Source organism: Chloroflexus aurantiacus J-10-fl, assembly GCF_000018865.1.
Taxonomy (GTDB): Bacteria; Chloroflexota; Chloroflexia; order Chloroflexales; family Chloroflexaceae; genus Chloroflexus; species Chloroflexus aurantiacus.
Map to the genome: position 1 here is coordinate 2,887,130 of NC_010175.1, position 18,402 is coordinate 2,905,531.

Below are 18,402 nucleotides of genomic sequence, written 5' to 3' on the forward strand. Positions count from 1 at the left end.
TCTTATGCCCAATGACAATCTTCTCATTTCACCGTATGGTGGTCGTCTGATTGATCTGTGCGTGTCGGCTGAAGAGCGCGATGACGTACTTGCCGAAGCCTCACGTCTGCCTTCGATTCAAATTTCCATGCGCAGTATGTGCGATCTGGAACTGCTGGCTACCGGTGGCTTTTCACCGCTGACCGGTTTTATGGGGCGGGCAGATTACGAGCGTGTCTTGGAAGAGATGCGGCTGGCGGATGGTACCCTCTGGCCAATTCCGGTGACACTGCCGGTTGAAAAGAGCCATTTCGGTAGCGACCGCATCGTCCTGCGCGATGTTCATAACAATCCCCTGGCCATTATGGAGATAAGTGACATCTACCGGTGGGATGCCGAACGTGAAGCACTGGCCGTCCTGGGTACGACCGATCCACACCATCCGCTGGTGGCCGAAATGGCGCGTTGGGGCAAGTTTTATGCTGCCGGTCGCCTGCGCGTTATCAATTTGCCCCGCTACTACGACTTTACCGATCTCCGTCGTACCCCGGCTGAAGTGCGGCGTCTGTTACAGGCAATGGGGCGGCCAAATGTGGTTGCCTTCCAGACGCGCAACCCGATGCATCGCATCCACGAAGAGCTGACCAAGCGGGCCGCAGCGCAAGTAGATGGCAGCCTGCTGATCCATCCGGTTGTTGGCATGACCAAACCCGGTGATATCGATCACTTTACCCGTGTTCGTAGTTACCGGTTGCTGGTCGAAAAATACTACGATCCTGGTCGTACTCTACTCAGTCTGTTGCCGTTGGCGATGCGCATGGCCGGCCCGCGTGAAGCGGTCTGGCACGCCATCATCCGCCGCAATTACGGTGCAAATCATTTCATCGTTGGCCGTGACCATGCCGGCCCTGGGAACGACAGTACAGGTAAGCCGTTTTATGGGCCGTATGCGGCGCAAGAGCTACTGGCTCATTATGCGCACGAAATAGGTGTGACGATGATCCCGTTCACCGAACTGGTGTATCTCAAACGGGAAGGGCGCTATGTCACAATCGACGAGGTGCCGCCAGGGGCCGAAATTTCCTCTATTTCAGGTACACAGGTGCGAGATGAGTATCTGGCGAAAGGGCGGCTCCTGCCTGAGTGGTTTACGCGCCCGGAAACTGCCGAGATTCTCCGCCAGATGTATCCACCTCGCCATCGGCAAGGGTTTTGTGTCTGGTTTACCGGTCTGAGTGGGGCCGGAAAATCGACCATTGCCGCCATCTTGAATGTGCTCTTGCTGGAACGGGGCCGTACACCAACAGTCCTGGATGGTGACGTTGTGCGTACCCACTTGTCGAAAGGGTTGGGTTTCTCGCGGGAAGATCGTGATACCAACATTCTGCGGATCGGCTTTGTTGCCAGTGCCGTGGTGAAAGCCGGTGGTGCGGTCATCTGTGCGGCGGTCAGCCCTTATCGGGCGGCGCGCAATGAGTGTCGGACAATGATCGGCAGCGATCAGTTCATCGAGGTGTTTGTTGACACCCCGCTCGAAGTGTGTGAGCAGCGTGATGTCAAGGGGCTATACGCAAAAGCCCGGCGTGGTGAGCTACGTGGCTTTACCGGCATTGATGATCCGTATGAACCGCCGGTCAACCCTGAGTTGACCCTGACCACCACGGATGTGACCCCGGAAGAGAATGCGCGCAAGATCATTCGCTATCTGGAAGAGAAGGGTTTCCTGGAGGGATAAATGAAAGATGTCTTCGCACACGCCCGGCGCACACTACGGCAATGGTTGAAAGGCCCAAACGCCGATTTAGGTTTTAAACCGCAACCCGATTTTTACTATCTGGCCTCGTTCCCCAAGTCGGGGAATACCTGGGTGCGGTTTTTGCTGGCCAACCTGCTGGCCGGCCAGGAATTGGGACTCCAGGGCTTTGGGCGCTACGTTCCAGACAGCCATATCAAAGGCGATCTGGTCTACATGGCCGATCCAACAACCCCTTTTAACCAGATGCGCCCGCGGTTTGTGAAGACCCATCTGCACTACCGACCGGTATTTCGGCGGGCCATCTACATCGTGCGCGATGGTCGTGATGCGATGACATCGTACTATCACTGGCGCAACCGGCGGTCGGATAAGCCGGTAAGTCTGCACGAGATCATCGTGGGTGACATCTACTGGGGACGCTGGTCGGATCACGTGTTGGGGTGGCTGAACAGCGGCGCTGAGTTGCTGGTGGTGAAGTACGAAGATCTCTACGCTGATACGCCCTCACAGGTGCGCCGTATCCTCAATTTCTGCCATATTCAGGCCACCGACGACCAGATCGCGGCAGCGGTTGCCGCCTCGTCGTTCGAGCGCATGCGCGCCAAGGAACAGGCTGCCAATGGCGCTGCAACGCCATTCTTCGTGCGCAAAGGTGGATCTGGCGACTGGCGCAATTTGTTTTCGCCCGCCGATGAGGAACTGTTCTGGCAATACCATCGCGCGGGCATGCTGGCTGCCGGTTACGGAGATCGAGCGGCCTGATCATAGCGGGAGAAGCCGTTATGCGACAACGACTGGTACGGCTCTGGACTGACTGGTGGATGCGGCAGGCCGGCCCTGGGCGCTGGGGGAAAGTGGCGACATGGCTGGCAGCGTGGCCGCACGCGCCATACAAAGCACGGGTCGCGCTCGCTCATCACTATCCACAGGGCTATGTTTCGCCATCGGCCCAATTGAGTGGTCGTCGTATCCGCCGAGGGCGGCATGTCTTTATCGGCGACGGCGTTGTGATCTATCAGCGTCAGGATGGCGGCCAGATTGATCTGGGTGATTACGTAGAACTCCACCGCGATACGATCATCGAATGTGGTCGTGGTGGTAGTCTGCGAATCGGCGAACGAACCGGTATTCAGCCCCGCTGTCAACTATCGGCGTATATTGAACAGATTGTCATCGGGCGTGGCTGCCAGATTGCACCACAATGTGCATTCTACCCCTACGACCACGGTACAGCACCCGGTCAGCCGATAGGGAGCCAGCCCCTGACTAGCAAGGGGCCTATCGTGCTGGAAGATGATGTCTGGTTGGGTTACGGGGTTGTGGTGCTGTCGGGGGTCACGATTGGTAGCGGGACGGTGGTGGGAGCCGGGAGTGTTGTAACCCGCAGTCTGCCGGCAGGGGTGATTGCCGCCGGTATTCCGGCGCGTATTGTACGTGAGCGAACTGAGCAGGATGTGGAACGTACGAGGTGAACAATGGCAGCGACGGTAACGGTGGCAATCCCGGTTTACAAGCGACTAACTTACGTCGCCCAGGCCATCCGATCAGTAGCTGATCAGGACTATCCGGCTATTGAGTTGATTGTTTCCGATAATGGCTGTAATGGCGACGCTGTGCTGAATCTGGTGCGTGAGTATTATCCACGCCCCTTTGTGTTTCGTCAGAACCCAACGTCGGTGCCGATTGTGCCGCACTTTAATCAGTTGCTGGCCGCCGCCAGTGGTGATTATTTTGTCCTGCTGAGCGATGATGATGAACTGGCACCGGGCTATCTGACCGCTATGGTGGCAGCTCTGGAGTCTCATACTGGGGCAGCCGCTGCCATTTCCCGGGTTGAAGTACTCGATGAACAGAACCGGGTCGTGGCTTCGACCGCCGACCGACCATTGCCGCCGCGAGTGATGCGTGGCCCTGATTGGATCCGTCGCTGGGGCCATAACCAGCACAAATTCGTCTGCTTTACCACCAATCTGGCGCGTACCGCCGATCTGCGGGCAGTTGGTGGGTACCCCGATTTCGATGGTGGTAATGGGGTAGATAACGCTCTTCTGGTTGTCCTCAGCATTGATCGTAGCATTGTCTACTGCGATGAAGCGGTGTTTCGCCATCGCATCTACGACACCAGTTTTGGCAAATCGGTGGGTGTGTCCAGTCTGGCGCGGGCATCACGGCAGTTTCTGGCATTTCTGCACCAGCATCCGGTGTTGCGTGCATACGCACGACAACATCCGCACGAATGGGCTGTCTGCCGTGATGCCATTACGCGCGTGATCTGGACAACGTACTACGGACGATGGCGACAGCTCTACCGTGGTCGGGAACGGTACATTGACTGGCTGAAAGCCGGTTTTGCTTTACCGTTTATTCCGGCATACTACCGGCGAGCACTGCCTGAAATGCTCTACTCATTACCGGCAGTGGGGACGCTGGCTCGCCGACGTTTACCGGCACGGTGACGGATATGCACGTGGTTCATCTCAGCACCAACGATATAAGCGGCGGTGCGGCCAGAGCAGCCTATCGTCTGCATCGAGCCTTACTTGCGGCGGGCTGTCGGTCGCAGATGCTGGTGGCAAACCGACGTAGTGATGATCCAACCGTACAGACTCTGCCTGCTACCGTGAGTATCGTCAAGCGCTGGCAACGGCGCTGGCGGGGCTGGCGCATCCGGCAGGCGATGAAGCCATACCTCCAGACCCGACCGTCCGGGCTGGAGCCATTTAGTGATGATCGCAGTCGCTACGGCTCAGAGCTGGTGCAGGCGTTGCCGCGGTGTGACGTCATCAATTTGCATTGGGTGGCCGGTTTGGTTGACTATACCAGCTTCTTTCGTGTCGTGCCCCAGCGGGTGCCGGTTGTATGGCGGCTATCCGATCAGCAGCCGTTCACCGGTGGCTGTCACTATAACGAGGGGTGTGAGCGCTATACTGCGGCCTGTGGTGCCTGTCCGCAGCTCGGATCGCATAACGACCATGATCTCTCGCATCAAATCTGGCGACGCAAACGCGCCGCATTGGCCGCAGTGCCTGCCGGACGTCTGCATATCGTCGCTCTCAACCGCTGGATTGCGGCTGAAGTACAGCGTAGTTCGCTGTTCGGGCACTTACCGGTGCACATCATTCCCAACGGCCTCGACACAACCGTTTTCGCCCCCTTCGATCAAGCGTATGCCCGGGCGACCCTGGGCTTGCCTCAACAGGCGAAGATCGTCCTCTTCGTGGCAGTTTCGGTGGCAAACCGACGTAAGGGCTTTGCCGAGCTAACGGCGGCGCTGGCTGGTATGAGTGACGAACCAGAGTTGCTGTTAGTTTCGATTGGGCGGAATCCGCCGCCGATAGCTGCACCGATAGCGCATCGTTCGTTGGGCGTGATCGATGAAGATACCAGACTGGCCCTGGTGTACAGTGCGGCTGATCTTTTTGTCATTCCTTCGTTGCAAGACAACATGCCGAGTACGGTGCTGGAAGCGTTGGCGTGTGGTACGCCGGTGGTCGGTTTTGATACCGGTGGCATCGGCGAGCTTGTGCGTCCCGGGCAAACCGGCTGGCTGGCGCCGGTTGGTGATGTGGTAGCGTTGCGAGCAGCAATGCAGCGCCTGTTAGCCAACACCGATGAGCGACAGATGATGAGTCGGCAGTGTCGGGCGATTGCTCTGTCCGAATACCGACAGGAATTGCAGGCGCAGCGCTATCTTGAACTCTATCACCAGATTACTACGTCGGCTCATACCGATCCTGGGGTACGCCTGCGGCGATGAACGTTTTGTTATAACGCACTTCTGTAGATGACATCTCACTGTCACGTTTTCCGGCTACAACTACAGTGCGATGTGGTAGAGCGTCTATATAATGGTTGTCAAACGGTCTGTTTCCCCGATCACACATTGCTCCACGCCACAGACCAGATGATCGTGAGAGATTTCGTTGTATCTGGCACGTGCAAGAGACCTCTTGTACGCACCGTGTGGAGGGTCACTTGGAACTCAAAAACTACCTGCTCTTTATCTGGCGCTGGGCATGGTTGATCATCCTGTTTGCGCTCGTTGGTGGAGGCGTAGGTTATGCCTACTCGCAGACCCAGCCCCGCCTTTACGAAGCCTCAACAATGCTCATGGTGAACCAGGATCAGGGTATCTTTGCCCGCCCTTCACCAACCCTGGAAGATCTCCGGGCACGTGAACGGTATGCACTGACGGTACGTGAATTGTTGCTGGTACGGCCGGTGCTGGAGCGGGCGGCTGGAATGGTTGAAGGAGTGACGCCTGCGCAACTGGCGGCACGTACCAGCACAACTGAAGTTGGGAAGACCGAGCTATTTCTGCTTTCGGTACGTGATACCAGCCGGCAACGTGCTGTTGAACTGGCCGATGCGATTGTTGCCTCGTTCCAGGCTCTGGAGCGTGATCTGCTCGATAATCCCTACGCACAGGCATCAACCCTGATCGTCGTCGATCCGGCGTATGCGAAACGCAATCCGGTCAGCCCGGATTATACCCGCAACATCGTCCTCAGTGCCTTCATTGCAGTACTGATTGCAATTGTGATTGGTTTTCTCTACGACTACTTCAATACCCGGATCAGCGATGAGGGCGATTTGAGCCGGCGCGGTGGTGGGCGGCCACTGGTTACCGTTGGTAGACTCAAAGGATCAACGCCGGCAGCCCAATTGGTGACGCTTAGGGAACCGGCATCGCTCGATGCCGAAGCGTATCGTATGTTCCGGCTGCATCTCGACGCGCTGGCTGCCGACGTTCGTCCGCAGATGATTGCCGTTATCAGTGCAGTAGCCGGTGAGGGGCGGAGTCTGACAGCGGCTAACCTGGCGGTAGCGCTGGCACAAACCGGACGGCGCGTGATCCTGGTTGATGCGAATCTCCGCAATCCAATTCAGCACACATTGTTTGAGTTACCGAATCAGGGTGGTCTCTCGAACCTGCTTAGCAGCACTGCTCAGGCTATTGAGCCATTTCTCCGGGTTACCGCACAGGCAAACCTCTACGTGCTGACAGCGGGTAATGTGTTGGGATTGCCGGCTCAATTGCTAGGTGGGGTGCATCTGGAGAAGGTGCTGGGCGCATTGCGTCAGTGTGCTGATGTCATCATCATCGATACTGCCCCGCTCTTAACCTTTGCCGATACCACCCTGTTATTGCGTGCAGTGGATACGACCCTGGCCGTCGTGCGATCCGACCAAACGACTGAGGGTGATCTGCGGCAAATGCTGGAGCTGTTGCAACAGACCGGTATTGCCTGTCTGGGGATCGTGTTGAATGGTGTTCGTAAACGCCGCAGCCGATTCGCTCTTCCAGTTGCACGTCGCACCGAATCGACGCCTGCGATGGTGGTGGCTAACCGCAGTGAGACCGTTGGCGATGCAGGAGATTGACCTATGCGACGTTTCTGGTTGATGTTGATCACCATGCTGGCGTTGCTGCTAAGTGCATGTACTCAGCAGACGATGCCTGATACCGAAGCGGTAGCTGTGGCGACGCCGCAGGCGACTGAATCATCGCCGGTACCTGCCTCAACTGCTGCTCCGACCATTGTCAATGGCACCCTGATCGCTAATGGACGTGTTCAGCCAATGACCGTGCTTGATCTCAGTTTTGTCAATGGCGGATCGGTCGTCGAGGTGCTGGTTAAACCCGGGGATCGGGTGCGGGCCGGTGATGTTATGGCAAGCCTGGATATTCGGGCACTCGATCTGACACTGGCTGAAGCGCGGGTAGCACTGGCAGAGGCACAGGCGAATTATGAGCAGTTGCGTAGTGGAGCTACTCCCGAGCAAATTGCCCAGGCTGAAGCCGAAATTGAACGTGCCCGTGCCCGGTTGGCCGATGGGCGGACAAATGTCACCCAAAGCGATATTGCTGCTGTCCAGGCTGAATTGCGGGAGGCGCGCGCAGTGCTCGAGCGCTTGCAGAAGGGAATTACGCCAGAGGATCGTGCCCGTCTGGAAGCGGCAGTAGCCGAAGCCAAAGCTCGCTTGCAAACTCGCATCAATACGCTGGCAGGTGAAAAGACCCAGCTCGAGTCGCAGATCGAACGATTGGCGAACGAGTTGCGTAATGCGCAGGATGACTATTCGCGCACCGCGTGGGCCAATCAGCAGATTGTGGCGAATGGTGGTCAATTGACCCAGGCGCAAATCGATAATGAAACCCGGTTGTTGCGAGCCGTCGAAAATGCCGAGCGGCGTCTGCAAGAAGCGCGGGTAGCTTTAGAGACGGTGCGTCAGAACGAGTTTAGCGAGATTGCGGCTTATCGGGCAGAGGTGGAACAGGCCGAGGCTTTATTGGCCGATGCGTCACGCCCGGCCACACCTGATCAGATTGCGGCTGCCGAGAAGCGAATCTTGCAGGCCGAGGCGCGATTGGCGCAACTGACTATCAATCATCCCAATGAAGTTGCCGTTTACGAAGCAGAACTGCGCAAGGCTGAAGCTGATTTTGCCCGTCTGGTAGCTGAACCAACCAGCGCCCAGATCGCGATTGCGCAGGCACGGATCGAGCGCGCTGAAATTGAGGTGCGGCGGGCTGAATTGAACCGTGAACGGTACCAGATTCGAGCACCGATTGATGCGACGGTGGTCACAGTAACGGTGCAACCTGGTCAGACGGTTGAAGCCAATCAGCGGGTTATCACCCTGGCAACGCTGGATCAGTGGCAAATTGTGGTGCCTAACTTGAGTGAAATTCATGTCAGCCTGATCCAGGAAAACGATCCGGTCACGATCAGTTTCATCGCTCTCCCTGATCTACGTCTGAGCGGAAGGGTCAGCTACATCGAACCGATTGGTCAGGAGACCGGTATCGGTACGACGTATACCGTGCGCATTATTCCCGATAGCTGGGATCAGCGGCTGCGCTGGAATATGAATGCGCAAGTCGTCTTTTCGGCAGGTCAGTAACCATCCTGGAGGAGGAAGCAAATGACGAGTGCGAAGACGCCTCATGCCTTGATTACCGGTGGCGCAGGGTATATTGGTTCTTTACTAACCGGCGTGCTCTTGAATCAGGGCTGGTCGGTAACCGTGGTAGACGACCTTCTCTTCGGGGGCGCGTCTCTGTTAGGCTACTGGCATCATCCGCGCTTCCGTTTTGCAAAAGGCGATATTTGCGATCCGGCGACCCTGCGTGCCACCGGTGATGGTATTGCCGTCGGTGATTTGCCACCTGCATCGTTCGATGCGGTCATTCATTTGGCAGCAATTGTCGGTTTTCCAGCCTGTCAGATGGTAGGGCCGCAGGTCGCCTGGCGCTATAACTTTGAAGGAACCAAACGGGTTTTCGCCGCCGCTGAGGCTGGACGGGTTGGGCGTTTCGTCTTTGCTTCCACCTACAGCAATTACGGTCTCTCTCCTGATGGCAAGCCGGTCACCGAAGAGTCGCCGCTGAACCCGCAATCACTCTACGCCGAGACGAAGATTGCGGCCGAGCAGTTCCTGCGCGAAAACACGGCCGGGGCAGCGACTATGCCGATTCTCTTCCGTTTCGCCACGCTGTTTGGGGTGTCGCCCCGCACACGTTTTGATCTCATCATTAACCAGTTCGTCCTCGAAGCGATCACACGCCGCAAACTGATCATCTATCAGCGCGGCTATGCGCGTTCGTTCGTGCACGTGCGCGATGTATGTGATGCAATCTTGCTGGGTCTGGAAGCTCCGGAGGCGGTTGTCAATCGCGAGATTTTTAATGTGGGGAGTGATGAGGGGAATTACACCAAGGATGAAATTGTGGCCCTGGTGCAACGACACGTCGAGGGAACTGTGGTCGAGTACAAAGACTTGACCTTCGGTGGTGATATGCGCGATATTCGCGTTTCGTTTGCCAAAATCCGGGAACGCCTCGGTTTCCGACCGCGGATTAGCGTCGAACAGGGCATTCGCGAGGTGGCCAGTGTCTTGACGAACGGTGTGATCAAAGACGCACTTGATAGCCAGTACCGCAACGCTCAGTTCATCGTCCAGTAAGCCCTGCTCTGTGAGGTTTCTATGCATCTCAACAATCATCACTGGCCTGATAGCTATGAGTTCTGGCAGGACAAATCTGTTGTAGTGACGGGTGGTGCCGGCTTTCTCGGTTCGTATGTAGTCGAAAAGCTACATGAGCGTGGTGCGCGGCGGATCGTTGTTCCACGTTCGCACCAGTACGATCTGCGCCAGCTTGAGGCTATTCGCCAGCTTCTAGCCGATGCGCAACCCGATATTGTCATCCATATGGCGGCCCGGGTTGGCGGTATCGGTGCCAATCGCGATCATCCGGCAGAGTTCTTCTACGATAACCTGATGATGGGCGTACAGCTTTTGCACGAGAGCTGGCGGTTTGGCGTACAGAAGTTCGTGACGATTGGTACGGTTTGTGCATATCCCAAATATACGCCGGTGCCGTTTAAGGAAGACGACCTCTGGAACGGCTACCCGGAAGAGACGAACGCGCCATACGGTCTGGCGAAAAAGATGCTGCTCGTGCAGGGTGAGGCGTACCGCCAGCAGTACGGTTTCAATTCGATCTTTCTATTGCCGGTCAATCTCTACGGCCCACGCGATAATTTCGATTTAGAAACGTCGCACGTGATTCCTGCCCTGATCCGCAAATGTATTGAAGCCACCGAACGCGGTGACGATGAGATTGTGGTTTGGGGTGACGGTTCACCAACCCGCGAGTTCATTTATGCCGCTGATGCTGCTGAAGGTATCTTGCTGGCGAGTGAGCGTTACAACGATCCGGCACCGGTGAACATTGGCAGTAGTTACGAAATTAGCATTCGCGATCTGGTCACCTTGATCGCCGATCTGACCGGCTTTCGCGGGCGGATTGTCTGGGATACGACGAAGCCCAATGGTCAACCGCGTCGTAAGCTCGATGTGAGCCGGGCGTGGGAGCGGTTTGGCTTCCGGGCCGAAACGACGTTTGCCGATGGTCTGCGGGCAACGATTGCATGGTATCGCAGCCAGCGTGAGTCGCTTATGGCAATGCGAGCAGTTGGTGAGGCACACTGATATGACAATGGTACATGGTTCGGCACCAGCAATTACCGATCTACCACCACCACCGGCTAACCGGTCGGGCTGGCCGTGGACGGTCGCAACGCCACCGGCTCCCCAGCGGCCAGGTGGGTGGCCGCGTATCACGATTGTAACACCGTCGTATCAGCAGGCTGCCTACCTGGAAGAGGCCATTCGCTCGGTATTGTTGCAAGGTTATCCGAACCTTGAATACATTGTGATGGATGGCGGCAGCCGCGATGGTAGTGTTGAGATCATTCGCCGCTACGCACCATGGCTAAGCTACTGGCAATCCAAACCGGATGGTGGTCAATCAGCAGCATTGGCCGACGGTTTTGCGCGGGCAACCGGTGAGATCCTGGCCTGGATCAATTCTGATGATCGGTTGCAGCCTGGTGCGCTGCAACGAGTCGGTCGCTTCTTTGCCGAACGGCCCTGGCTGGCCTTCGCCAGCGGTGATGTGAATTTCATCGATGCTGAAGGGCGGGTAACAGCCCGGATTTTCGCGTTACCGCCTAATCCGACCCTGACTGCACTCCTGGGTGTGCATCGCTGGCCGCAGCAAGGGTGCTTTTGGCGGCGCAGTGTGTATGAACAGGTAGGTGGGGTTGATCGCCAGTTACGTTTCTGCATGGATCGCGATCTTTTCATTCGCCTCAGCGCAGCCGGTCCCAGCCGCCGTTTGCCCGGTCCGCCGCTCGGTGACTTTCGCCTGCACGAAGAAGCGAAAACCGCCACTCTGCATGCGGTCTGGCAGCGCGAGCATGCCCTGCTCCAGCGGCGTTATGGTCAACCGGTTAGTATATACCGCTATGCCGGCCTGCGCATGCTCTGGTGGCTCTGGCAAAAACACGCCAGTTTGCGGAATCGGCTGTATCGCGCCTACGGTGTAGAGTGCTAGCAAGGCGATGCGATGATTGTTCCTGGCCCAATCATTCTGAACCCGATAGAACTGGCGTTGCTCGGATTAGTGTGCCTCTATGCTGTCTGGCGTGGGCGGCCAGAGATTCCGCTGGCGATGTATTTGTCGGTGGCACTCTGGACTCGCACGGTCTTCGTGGGGCCGAGCGCAGCTACATGGCCGTTGCTGATGACGATTGTACTGGCACTCATCCGGTATCTCCACGTCGTGCGACCGTGGTCGTTGTTGCCACAGCGACTCGATGCAACCACCCGCCAACTGGTGCCGGCTACCGATTCGTGGATCATACCGTGGATGGGATTGTGGTGGAGCTGGGCGCTTTGTGTACTCTTTCTGTTTGATTATACGAATAAGATGACAATTGCGCGTCCGGTATTGCTGTTCATTGTCTTTGGCTCGCTCGTTGCCTTGATGGTGATCCGTGACGCTGGTGCAGCAAGACGGTTTGCACTTGCCTACCTGTTGGCCAGTGCCTATGGGTTGTATGCGGCGCTGCGCTTCATCGATGTTCCGCTCAGTTATCTGTTAAGTGATCCTGGTCTTTCATCGTTGCCGTATCGGAATCTTGGTATTCGTGAATACAACTTCTTCTCCCACCACTTAAGTATTGCGTTTCTGTTGGGACTTGGCCTTTTCCTCCAGGCCCGGCATTTATGGTCGATGATAGCCGTGCTTGCTCTGGCGCTCTTCTGTGGTTACGGAGTATTTCTTACCGGCGCCCGGCAATCACTCAGCGGGGCGGGATTAGCTGCCAGTTTGATCTTCGCCTGGGCATTGTCGCGTTCGGGCAAGAAGCCCTGGCGCGTACCGCTGGCGATTGCTGCAATCGTAGTGATTGTCGTCTTTCTCTATCAGGTTGCTCCCCACCTGGTGGTACGGGAAGGTGAGAGTGGTCTTGGCGAGTCGTTCAATGTCTTTGAAGATCGCGGTGGTTTGTGGTTGATTGGCTGGAACTATTTTCTCGCTTCACCGGTGTGGGGGTGGGGGTTTGAACAGAAACTCTGGTCACACAATATCTTTATCGGTACCCTGGCCGACCAGGGGCTGGTTGGGATGGTGTTCCTGATTGGTTATCTCGTTTGGGCATTGCGTCGGTTGCCGGCGGTCTGGGCACAGACCCCCAACGATGATCGGTCCATTTGGCGGGTTGTCTTCTTTAGTTTGTTTCTCTTCGCGGTGGTACACGGCCAGGCATCGGGAAATACGATGTCAACCGCTCATTTGCACTGGCCGCTTTGGGCAGTGTGGGCACTCAGTATCGGTGTAGCGACGGCTCCTGCTCATCAACCATTGCCGGCACTATGCGAGTACGTCAGCATGCAGTTACAGCAGGGGTACAGCAATGAATGACCCGCGGATCACGTTCGGCATGATTGTGCTCAATGGCGAGCCATTTCTACGCTACAATTTGCGTGCCATTTACCCCTATGCGCATCAGATCATTGTGGCAGAAGGTGCCAGTCCACGGGCAGCCCACTCGGCCACCCCTGATGGTCATTCACTTGACGGTACGTTACAAACGTTGTACCGCTTCAAAGCGGAAGAAGACCCTGACGACAAATTGATCATCGTCACTGCCGAGATGTGTGGCCATCCAAATGGCTTCTGGCCGGGCGAGAAGGACGAACAGAGTCGTGCGTATGCTGAACGGGCAACCGGTGATTGGTTATGGCAGATTGATGTTGATGAGTTTTACCATCCCGCCGATATTGCCCGGGTAGCAGCGTATCTCCAGCAGCATCCCGAAACCAGTTGTCTCTGTTTTCGAGCCTATCATTTCTGGGGTGGCTTTGATTACCTGGCCGATGGTGGTTTTTTCTGGCATCGACAATACCAGGGCGAGCCGTGGGGCCGTTATCGGCGAGTCTTCCGCTGGCGGCCAGGGTACCGCTACGACAGCCATCGCCCGCCGACGATTGTGGATGAACGTGGGCGGAATGTGACCCGGCGTCGGATTGTACATGCTGATGCGTTTGGGGTGTGGATGTATCACTACTACATGGTGTTTCCGCACCAGTATACCCGTAAAGGGGCGTATTACCAGAATCAACCGTGGGAACGCGAGCGTGGTCGTTTGCAGAAAAATCTCGATCTGCTCAGCGAAGTAAATCTGACAAACGGCCTGCGGATTATGGATCAGTACGGTACTCGCAACTGGTTGTGTCGTTTTGCTGGCCGCCATCCACAGCCTATCGAAGCGTTACGGGCTGATATAGCAGCCGGGAGGGTGGTCGTTGAACAACGGCGTACCGACGATATTGAGCGTCTGCTCGCCGATCCGCGCTACGCGCAGATGGTACAGGTAGCCCAGAAACAGGAACGGCTGCGGGCCTGGCGAGATTATCTGACATACCTGCTCTGGTGGCGACCACGAGCCTCTCTGATTCAATTGGTACGTGAACAGACACCACCAGCATTGGTGAGACGATTACCACCAGCGTTGCAAGCCAAATTTATTCCAGAACATCGCCGGCGCTATCAAGCACAATGGGCACGCTATCAGCGTTCAATCGGTTCAGGAGACGCAACGTGAAGCAACCACTGTTCAGCATTATTACGATTACCTTGAATTGCGCAGCAGATGCCGAGCAGACGGCACGTAGCGTGCTGGCACAAGATTTTGCCGACGTTGAATACCTGGTGAAAGATGGCTGTTCAACCGACGGTACAGTCGAGCGTCTCCAGGCTCTCGGTGTGCGGGTGATCGTTTCTCCTGATACCGGTATTTATGATGCCATGAATCAGGGGGTTGCCCACGCCCGAGGAACGTATGTCTGTTTTCTCAACGCTGGTGATCGGTTTGCTGGGCCAGACGTGCTCTCGGCAGTGGCGGAGGAGATTGCCCGCAGTGGCGAACCCGATTTTCTCTACGGTGATGTGCGCTCGTTTGTCCAGCATCCGCATCTGGGAACCGGGCATGCCGGTGCCGGTCGGTTGATTACCTACCCTGATCGGCTCAATCGCTTCTGGCTATACCGCAAAATGATCTGTCAGCAGGTCTGGTTTGTCCGTCGTGAAATCTATGTTACTCAACCCTTTGCCACCGATTACCGGATTCTGGCCGATTACGCCTATCTGCTCAACATGATCCTGCGGCGGCGCGTGCGTTATCGACACGTCGCGAAAGAGGTTGCCATCTTCGACGGTGGTGGGGTTAGCAGTCGACGTTCAGCACTGCGTGATGCCGAACGGCAACGGGCATTACAGACGGTGTACGCACCATGGGAATTGCGTCTATACGAGACCATCTTTGGGGGAATGCGATGGCTCAACCGCACTCTTATCTACCCGATGATACCGCTGCTGCCAGAACGGTGGCGCGCCCGGTTGAGCGGCCTTTGATCGCCCGCCATCGGGTTGTGCATATCTCGACCGTCCATCCACCGTTCGATCAACGCATCTTCTACCGTGAATGTGCGAGCCTGGCATCAGCCGGTTACGAGACTCATCTCCTGGTACCGTTGCCGGTCACCGAACTGGAGCGCAAGGCGGTTCATTTGCACAGTGTAGGCGCACCTGCCGAACAACGGTTAGAGCTGGCTTTGAAACGTCGCTGGCAACGGATACGGCGGGCGGCTGCCCTGGCGCGTCAGCTCAGGGCCGATCTCTACCACCTGCACGATCCCGAATTGATCCCGCTTGGGCTGTGGTTAAAAGCAACGACTGGCGCTCGTGTCGTGTTCGATTGTCACGAAAATAACACGGCATATATCCGTCAGAAGCATCATGTCAATCCTCTGCTGCGCAAGGGATTAGAACTTGGCATAGCTACGCTTGAGCGCCTGGCTGCACGGACCTTCGATGCGATTATTACGGCTGATCGCGGTGTGGCCGATCTTTACCTGCGGCAATTTCGCGCCAGGCGGGTAGTGACAGTGCATAATTTTCCGCAGCTCGATCTCTTCCTTCAACAGCCACCCCCGGCTGAAGATGCACCGTTCGATCTGGTTTACCACGGGACAATCCCGCGCTATCATCTCGAAGTGACGTTCGCAGTTGCCGAAGCATTGCGGCGGCGAAGTCGTTGTGTGCGCTGGCTCTTTTTCGGGCGGTGCCCGGAGATCGGGTGGGCGCGGGAAGAGTTGGCCCGTCGTGGCTTGCAAGACGATTTCGTGATCGATCCCGATCCGGTGCCACACGATCAGGTGGCACCTCGCGTGCGGCAGGGCCGGATAGGCTTTATTCCCCTTCCGGATCTACCGAAGTTCCAACACAACATTCCGACCAAGCTGTTTGAGTTCATGGCCCTCGGTATGCCGGTAGTTCTTAGCGATCTGCCACCGAGTCGTCCTTTCGTTGGTGATGGTCGTTGTGCAATAATGGTGCCACCCGACGATAGCGAAGCCTACGCCAACGCCATCCTGCGCTTACTCGATGACCCGACATTACGACAGGCCATGGGAGCTGAGGGTCGGCGACGGGTAATTCATGAATACAACTGGCAACGTGAAGCACAATATTTGCTGGCATTATACGCAGAGCTGTTATGAGCAACTATCGCAATCCCCATCAGTTGATCATCACTGCCGATGATTATGGCATGTGCCCTGAAGTGAATCGAGCTATTGAAGAATGCCTCGCTGCCGGGGCATTGCGGGCAACTTGTGTTATGACCAATATGCCGGCATATACCGATGCTGATCGCCTATCGAAGGATTTTCCTTCTGCTTCGATTGGAATCCACTGGACATTGACAGCAGGTACGCCGGTAGCACCGTTGTCTGAAGTGCCTGATCTGGTTGCCCCCAATGGACAATTCTGGCCGGCGGCAGAGTTTCGGCAGCGCTGGTTGTCGCGTCGCATATCACCGACTCAGGTTGTCATTGAATTGCAGGCCCAGCACGCTCGATTTGTTGAACTGATCGGACAGCCTGCATTTTGGAATACTCACCAGAATGTGCATGTGTTGCCCCGCCTCTTCCCGCTGGTGGTTGATCTGGCCCACCGACTCGGTATTCCGGCTATGCGCTCACACCGGCGGATTACAGCGCCTCGTCATAGTTCGACGTTGCGGTACTATCTTACCCATCCAATCTACTGGTTAAAGGGGCAAATCATTGCGCGTTGGGCCGCTGCGGCGGAGAAGCGAGGTTTACGGATGCCGGCCGGTGTGGTGAGCACACCGGGCTTTGGGCCGGGAAAGGTTGCTATCGATCAGATTATAGCGCGCATACCCTGGCCTCGTCGTCTCCCCGCCGAACTGGTTATCCACCCGGCAACGCGGGTTATTCCCGGACTCTTCGGGGGTCTAACCGAATCGCGCCTGCGCGAATTTGAAGTCTTTCGCGATCCGACATTAGTAGAGCGATTGGCAGCAATGGGCGTACAGCCGGTTGGTTTCGAGGTGCTGTGATGAGATTGGTACCGCTTCCCTCTCAGCAACAACTCTACGATCATTCACCCCGCTGGTTGCAACGGATTCTGGTGAATGCGGAAGCAGTGCGTCGCGAATGGTTTCGCCGTCACGGTGATTACCGGCGTCTGGTTGCTGAACATAATCCGGCCTGGTACTTTCGCCCTCGCTCGGATCAAGAGGAATGGCAGCTTCATCGCCTAAACCACTTGCTGGCAGAGGTTCGTCGGCGCGTGCCGTTCTACCGCGATACCTTACCAGATCGCCCGTTGACCAGCCTTGCTGATCTGACCAGTTTACCAATGCTCAGCAAGGAGCAGGTTCGGCGCAATCCTCTCGCGTTGGTCGCCCCCGATCTCAATCGCCGTACTCTTTGGCCGCGCAAAACCAGTGGATCGACCGGAACGCCGCTGACCTTCTACCTTGACCGCGAGGCAACTCGTTACAATCAGGCCGTAGCCGATGCTGTGCTGGAATCGTTAGATTGTCAGTTTGGTCAACCACGGGCCCGTTTCTCTGGTGCTTACGTGACCCCTTACACCCGTACACAACCACCATTTTGGGTCTGGATTGATCTCTACCGTCAATTACAATGCTCGGCCTACCATCTTGCTCCGGCATATTATCCACACTATCTGCAAGCGCTGCGAGACCATGCAGTTGTGTATGGCACCGGCTATCCAACGTCGTGGCACCTGCTGGCAACGTACATCCTGGAGAGCGGTGATCGGCCACCGGCGCTACGGGCAATCATCACCGATAGCGAAGGTATCTCGCTCGAACAGCAAGCCGTCGTCGAGCAGGCGTTTGGTTGTCCGGTCGTTCAGACCTACGGTACCGGTGAGGTTGGACAGATCGCATGGCAATGCGAGCATCATCGTTATCACGTCCTGAGTCGGGCGGCTATCGCCGAGGTCGTTGATGAGCAGGGAAACCCGGTCGCTCCTGGTGAAACCGGGCAGATTGTCGTCACCTCATTTGCCAGTTCAGGCACACCGTTTATTCGCTATCAAACCGGCGATCTGGCAACTCTCGCTGCCGATGACTGTCCTTGTGGTCGGCATAGTCCCTCGTGGCTGGCGATTGAAGGGCGGATTGATGATCGTATCAAGACGCCTGATGGGCGTTGGATTGGACGACTGAGCCATGTGACTAAGCCGGGGGTGGGCATCAAAGAGAGTCAGATTGCTCAGGTTGCCCATGATCGCATTGTGATCCGCGTGGTACCGGCATCTGATTTTGTCCCGGCTTCGATGGAAGCTGTTATCGAAGCGGCACGCCGCTATTTGGGGCCGACGATGCACATCGACTGGGAACTGGTTGAACGCCTGCCACGAACCCGTGCCGGTAAATTGCGGCACGTCGTGCGCGAGATCGAGGTGTAGT

General features: G+C 56.5%; 16 protein-coding genes. All 16 read left to right on the forward strand.

The window, feature by feature from the left end; translation table 11 throughout:
* Positions 1 to 4 precede the first annotated feature (4 nt).
* The 16 genes from CAUR_RS11040 (at position 5) to CAUR_RS11115 (ending at position 18,401) form a co-directional block, all read left to right on the forward strand.
* On the forward strand, positions 5 to 1,714 hold the full coding sequence (locus CAUR_RS11040) for a bifunctional sulfate adenylyltransferase/adenylylsulfate kinase (RefSeq protein ID WP_012257979.1): 1,710 nt from the start codon (positions 5 to 7) through the stop codon (positions 1,712 to 1,714).
* Positions 1,715 to 2,497, forward strand: a complete 783-nt coding sequence (locus tag CAUR_RS11045) for a sulfotransferase domain-containing protein (protein WP_012257980.1) — start codon at positions 1,715 to 1,717, stop codon at positions 2,495 to 2,497.
* Between the two features lie 20 nt (positions 2,498 to 2,517).
* A complete protein-coding gene (locus tag CAUR_RS11050; protein WP_012257981.1) occupies positions 2,518 to 3,207 on the forward strand; it encodes an acyltransferase in 690 nt (229 codons plus the stop codon).
* Positions 3,208 to 3,210: 3 nt separating this feature from the next.
* Positions 3,211 to 4,191 carry a glycosyltransferase family 2 protein gene (locus CAUR_RS11055; protein ID WP_012257982.1) on the forward strand — a complete coding sequence of 327 codons (981 nt, stop codon included), beginning with the start codon at positions 3,211 to 3,213 and terminating at the stop codon, positions 4,189 to 4,191.
* A gap of 5 nt (positions 4,192 to 4,196) precedes the next feature.
* Positions 4,197 to 5,492 carry a glycosyltransferase family 4 protein gene (locus tag CAUR_RS11060; protein WP_012257983.1) on the forward strand — a complete coding sequence of 432 codons (1,296 nt, stop codon included), beginning with the start codon at positions 4,197 to 4,199 and terminating at the stop codon, positions 5,490 to 5,492.
* Between the two features lie 218 nt (positions 5,493 to 5,710).
* The gene (locus tag CAUR_RS11065) at positions 5,711 to 7,120 is read left to right on the forward strand and encodes a tyrosine-protein kinase domain-containing protein (protein ID WP_012257984.1); all 1,410 of its coding nucleotides are present in this window, start codon (positions 5,711 to 5,713) and stop codon (positions 7,118 to 7,120) included.
* 3 nt (positions 7,121 to 7,123) lie between these two features.
* Positions 7,124 to 8,644, forward strand: coding sequence for a putative HlyD family type I secretion protein (locus CAUR_RS11070; protein ID WP_012257985.1), 1,521 nt, complete (start codon positions 7,124 to 7,126; stop codon positions 8,642 to 8,644).
* A 21-nt stretch (positions 8,645 to 8,665) separates the two neighbouring features.
* Positions 8,666 to 9,706: an NAD-dependent epimerase/dehydratase family protein gene (locus tag CAUR_RS11075; RefSeq protein WP_012257986.1), complete on the forward strand. Its 1,041-nt coding sequence runs from the start codon at positions 8,666 to 8,668 to the stop codon at positions 9,704 to 9,706.
* Between the two features lie 21 nt (positions 9,707 to 9,727).
* Positions 9,728 to 10,735, forward strand: a complete 1,008-nt coding sequence (locus tag CAUR_RS11080) for a GDP-L-fucose synthase family protein (protein WP_012257987.1) — start codon at positions 9,728 to 9,730, stop codon at positions 10,733 to 10,735.
* A gap of 1 nt (position 10,736) precedes the next feature.
* A complete protein-coding gene (locus tag CAUR_RS11085) occupies positions 10,737 to 11,642 on the forward strand; it encodes a glycosyltransferase family 2 protein (protein WP_012257988.1) in 906 nt (301 codons plus the stop codon).
* A gap of 12 nt (positions 11,643 to 11,654) precedes the next feature.
* Positions 11,655 to 13,013, forward strand: a complete 1,359-nt coding sequence (locus tag CAUR_RS11090; RefSeq protein ID WP_012257989.1) for an O-antigen ligase family protein — start codon at positions 11,655 to 11,657, stop codon at positions 13,011 to 13,013.
* Positions 13,006 to 14,196, forward strand: coding sequence for a glycosyltransferase family A protein (locus CAUR_RS11095; RefSeq protein ID WP_012257990.1), 1,191 nt, complete (start codon positions 13,006 to 13,008; stop codon positions 14,194 to 14,196). Before CAUR_RS11090 ends, CAUR_RS11095 begins: the two co-directional genes overlap by 8 nt.
* Positions 14,193 to 15,005, forward strand: a complete 813-nt coding sequence (locus CAUR_RS11100) for a glycosyltransferase family 2 protein (RefSeq protein ID WP_012257991.1) — start codon at positions 14,193 to 14,195, stop codon at positions 15,003 to 15,005. The genes CAUR_RS11095 and CAUR_RS11100 overlap by 4 nt, the downstream gene beginning before the upstream one ends.
* On the forward strand, positions 14,927 to 16,153 hold the full coding sequence (locus CAUR_RS11105) for a glycosyltransferase family 4 protein (RefSeq protein WP_242604912.1): 1,227 nt from the start codon (positions 14,927 to 14,929) through the stop codon (positions 16,151 to 16,153). The genes CAUR_RS11100 and CAUR_RS11105 overlap by 79 nt, the downstream gene beginning before the upstream one ends.
* The gene (locus CAUR_RS11110; protein ID WP_012257993.1) at positions 16,150 to 17,016 is read left to right on the forward strand and encodes a carbohydrate deacetylase; all 867 of its coding nucleotides are present in this window, start codon (positions 16,150 to 16,152) and stop codon (positions 17,014 to 17,016) included. Before CAUR_RS11105 ends, CAUR_RS11110 begins: the two co-directional genes overlap by 4 nt.
* The gene (locus tag CAUR_RS11115) at positions 17,016 to 18,401 is read left to right on the forward strand and encodes a phenylacetate--CoA ligase family protein (protein ID WP_012257994.1); all 1,386 of its coding nucleotides are present in this window, start codon (positions 17,016 to 17,018) and stop codon (positions 18,399 to 18,401) included. The genes CAUR_RS11110 and CAUR_RS11115 overlap by 1 nt, the downstream gene beginning before the upstream one ends.
* The last annotated feature ends 1 nt before the right edge of the window (position 18,402 follow it).

Excerpts from the sequence above, each read along its gene's own strand:
- CAUR_RS11040 (WP_012257979.1), top strand. The coding sequence starts at position 5 with ATGCCCAATGACAATCTTCTCATTTCACCGTATGGTGGTCGTCTGATT.
- CAUR_RS11045 (WP_012257980.1), top strand. The coding sequence starts at position 1,715 with ATGAAAGATGTCTTCGCACACGCCCGGCGCACACTACGGCAATGGTTG.
- CAUR_RS11050 (WP_012257981.1), top strand. The coding sequence starts at position 2,518 with ATGCGACAACGACTGGTACGGCTCTGGACTGACTGGTGGATGCGGCAG.
- CAUR_RS11055 (WP_012257982.1), top strand. The coding sequence starts at position 3,211 with ATGGCAGCGACGGTAACGGTGGCAATCCCGGTTTACAAGCGACTAACT.
- CAUR_RS11060 (WP_012257983.1), top strand. The coding sequence starts at position 4,197 with ATGCACGTGGTTCATCTCAGCACCAACGATATAAGCGGCGGTGCGGCC.
- CAUR_RS11070 (WP_012257985.1), top strand. The coding sequence starts at position 7,124 with ATGCGACGTTTCTGGTTGATGTTGATCACCATGCTGGCGTTGCTGCTA.
- CAUR_RS11075 (WP_012257986.1), top strand. The coding sequence starts at position 8,666 with ATGACGAGTGCGAAGACGCCTCATGCCTTGATTACCGGTGGCGCAGGG.
- CAUR_RS11080 (WP_012257987.1), top strand. The coding sequence starts at position 9,728 with ATGCATCTCAACAATCATCACTGGCCTGATAGCTATGAGTTCTGGCAG.
- CAUR_RS11085 (WP_012257988.1), top strand. The coding sequence starts at position 10,737 with ATGACAATGGTACATGGTTCGGCACCAGCAATTACCGATCTACCACCA.
- CAUR_RS11090 (WP_012257989.1), top strand. The coding sequence starts at position 11,655 with ATGATTGTTCCTGGCCCAATCATTCTGAACCCGATAGAACTGGCGTTG.
- CAUR_RS11095 (WP_012257990.1), top strand. The coding sequence starts at position 13,006 with ATGAATGACCCGCGGATCACGTTCGGCATGATTGTGCTCAATGGCGAG.
- CAUR_RS11105 (WP_242604912.1), top strand. The coding sequence starts at position 14,927 with ATGGCTCAACCGCACTCTTATCTACCCGATGATACCGCTGCTGCCAGA.
- CAUR_RS11110 (WP_012257993.1), top strand. The coding sequence starts at position 16,150 with ATGAGCAACTATCGCAATCCCCATCAGTTGATCATCACTGCCGATGAT.
- CAUR_RS11115 (WP_012257994.1), top strand. The coding sequence starts at position 17,016 with ATGAGATTGGTACCGCTTCCCTCTCAGCAACAACTCTACGATCATTCA.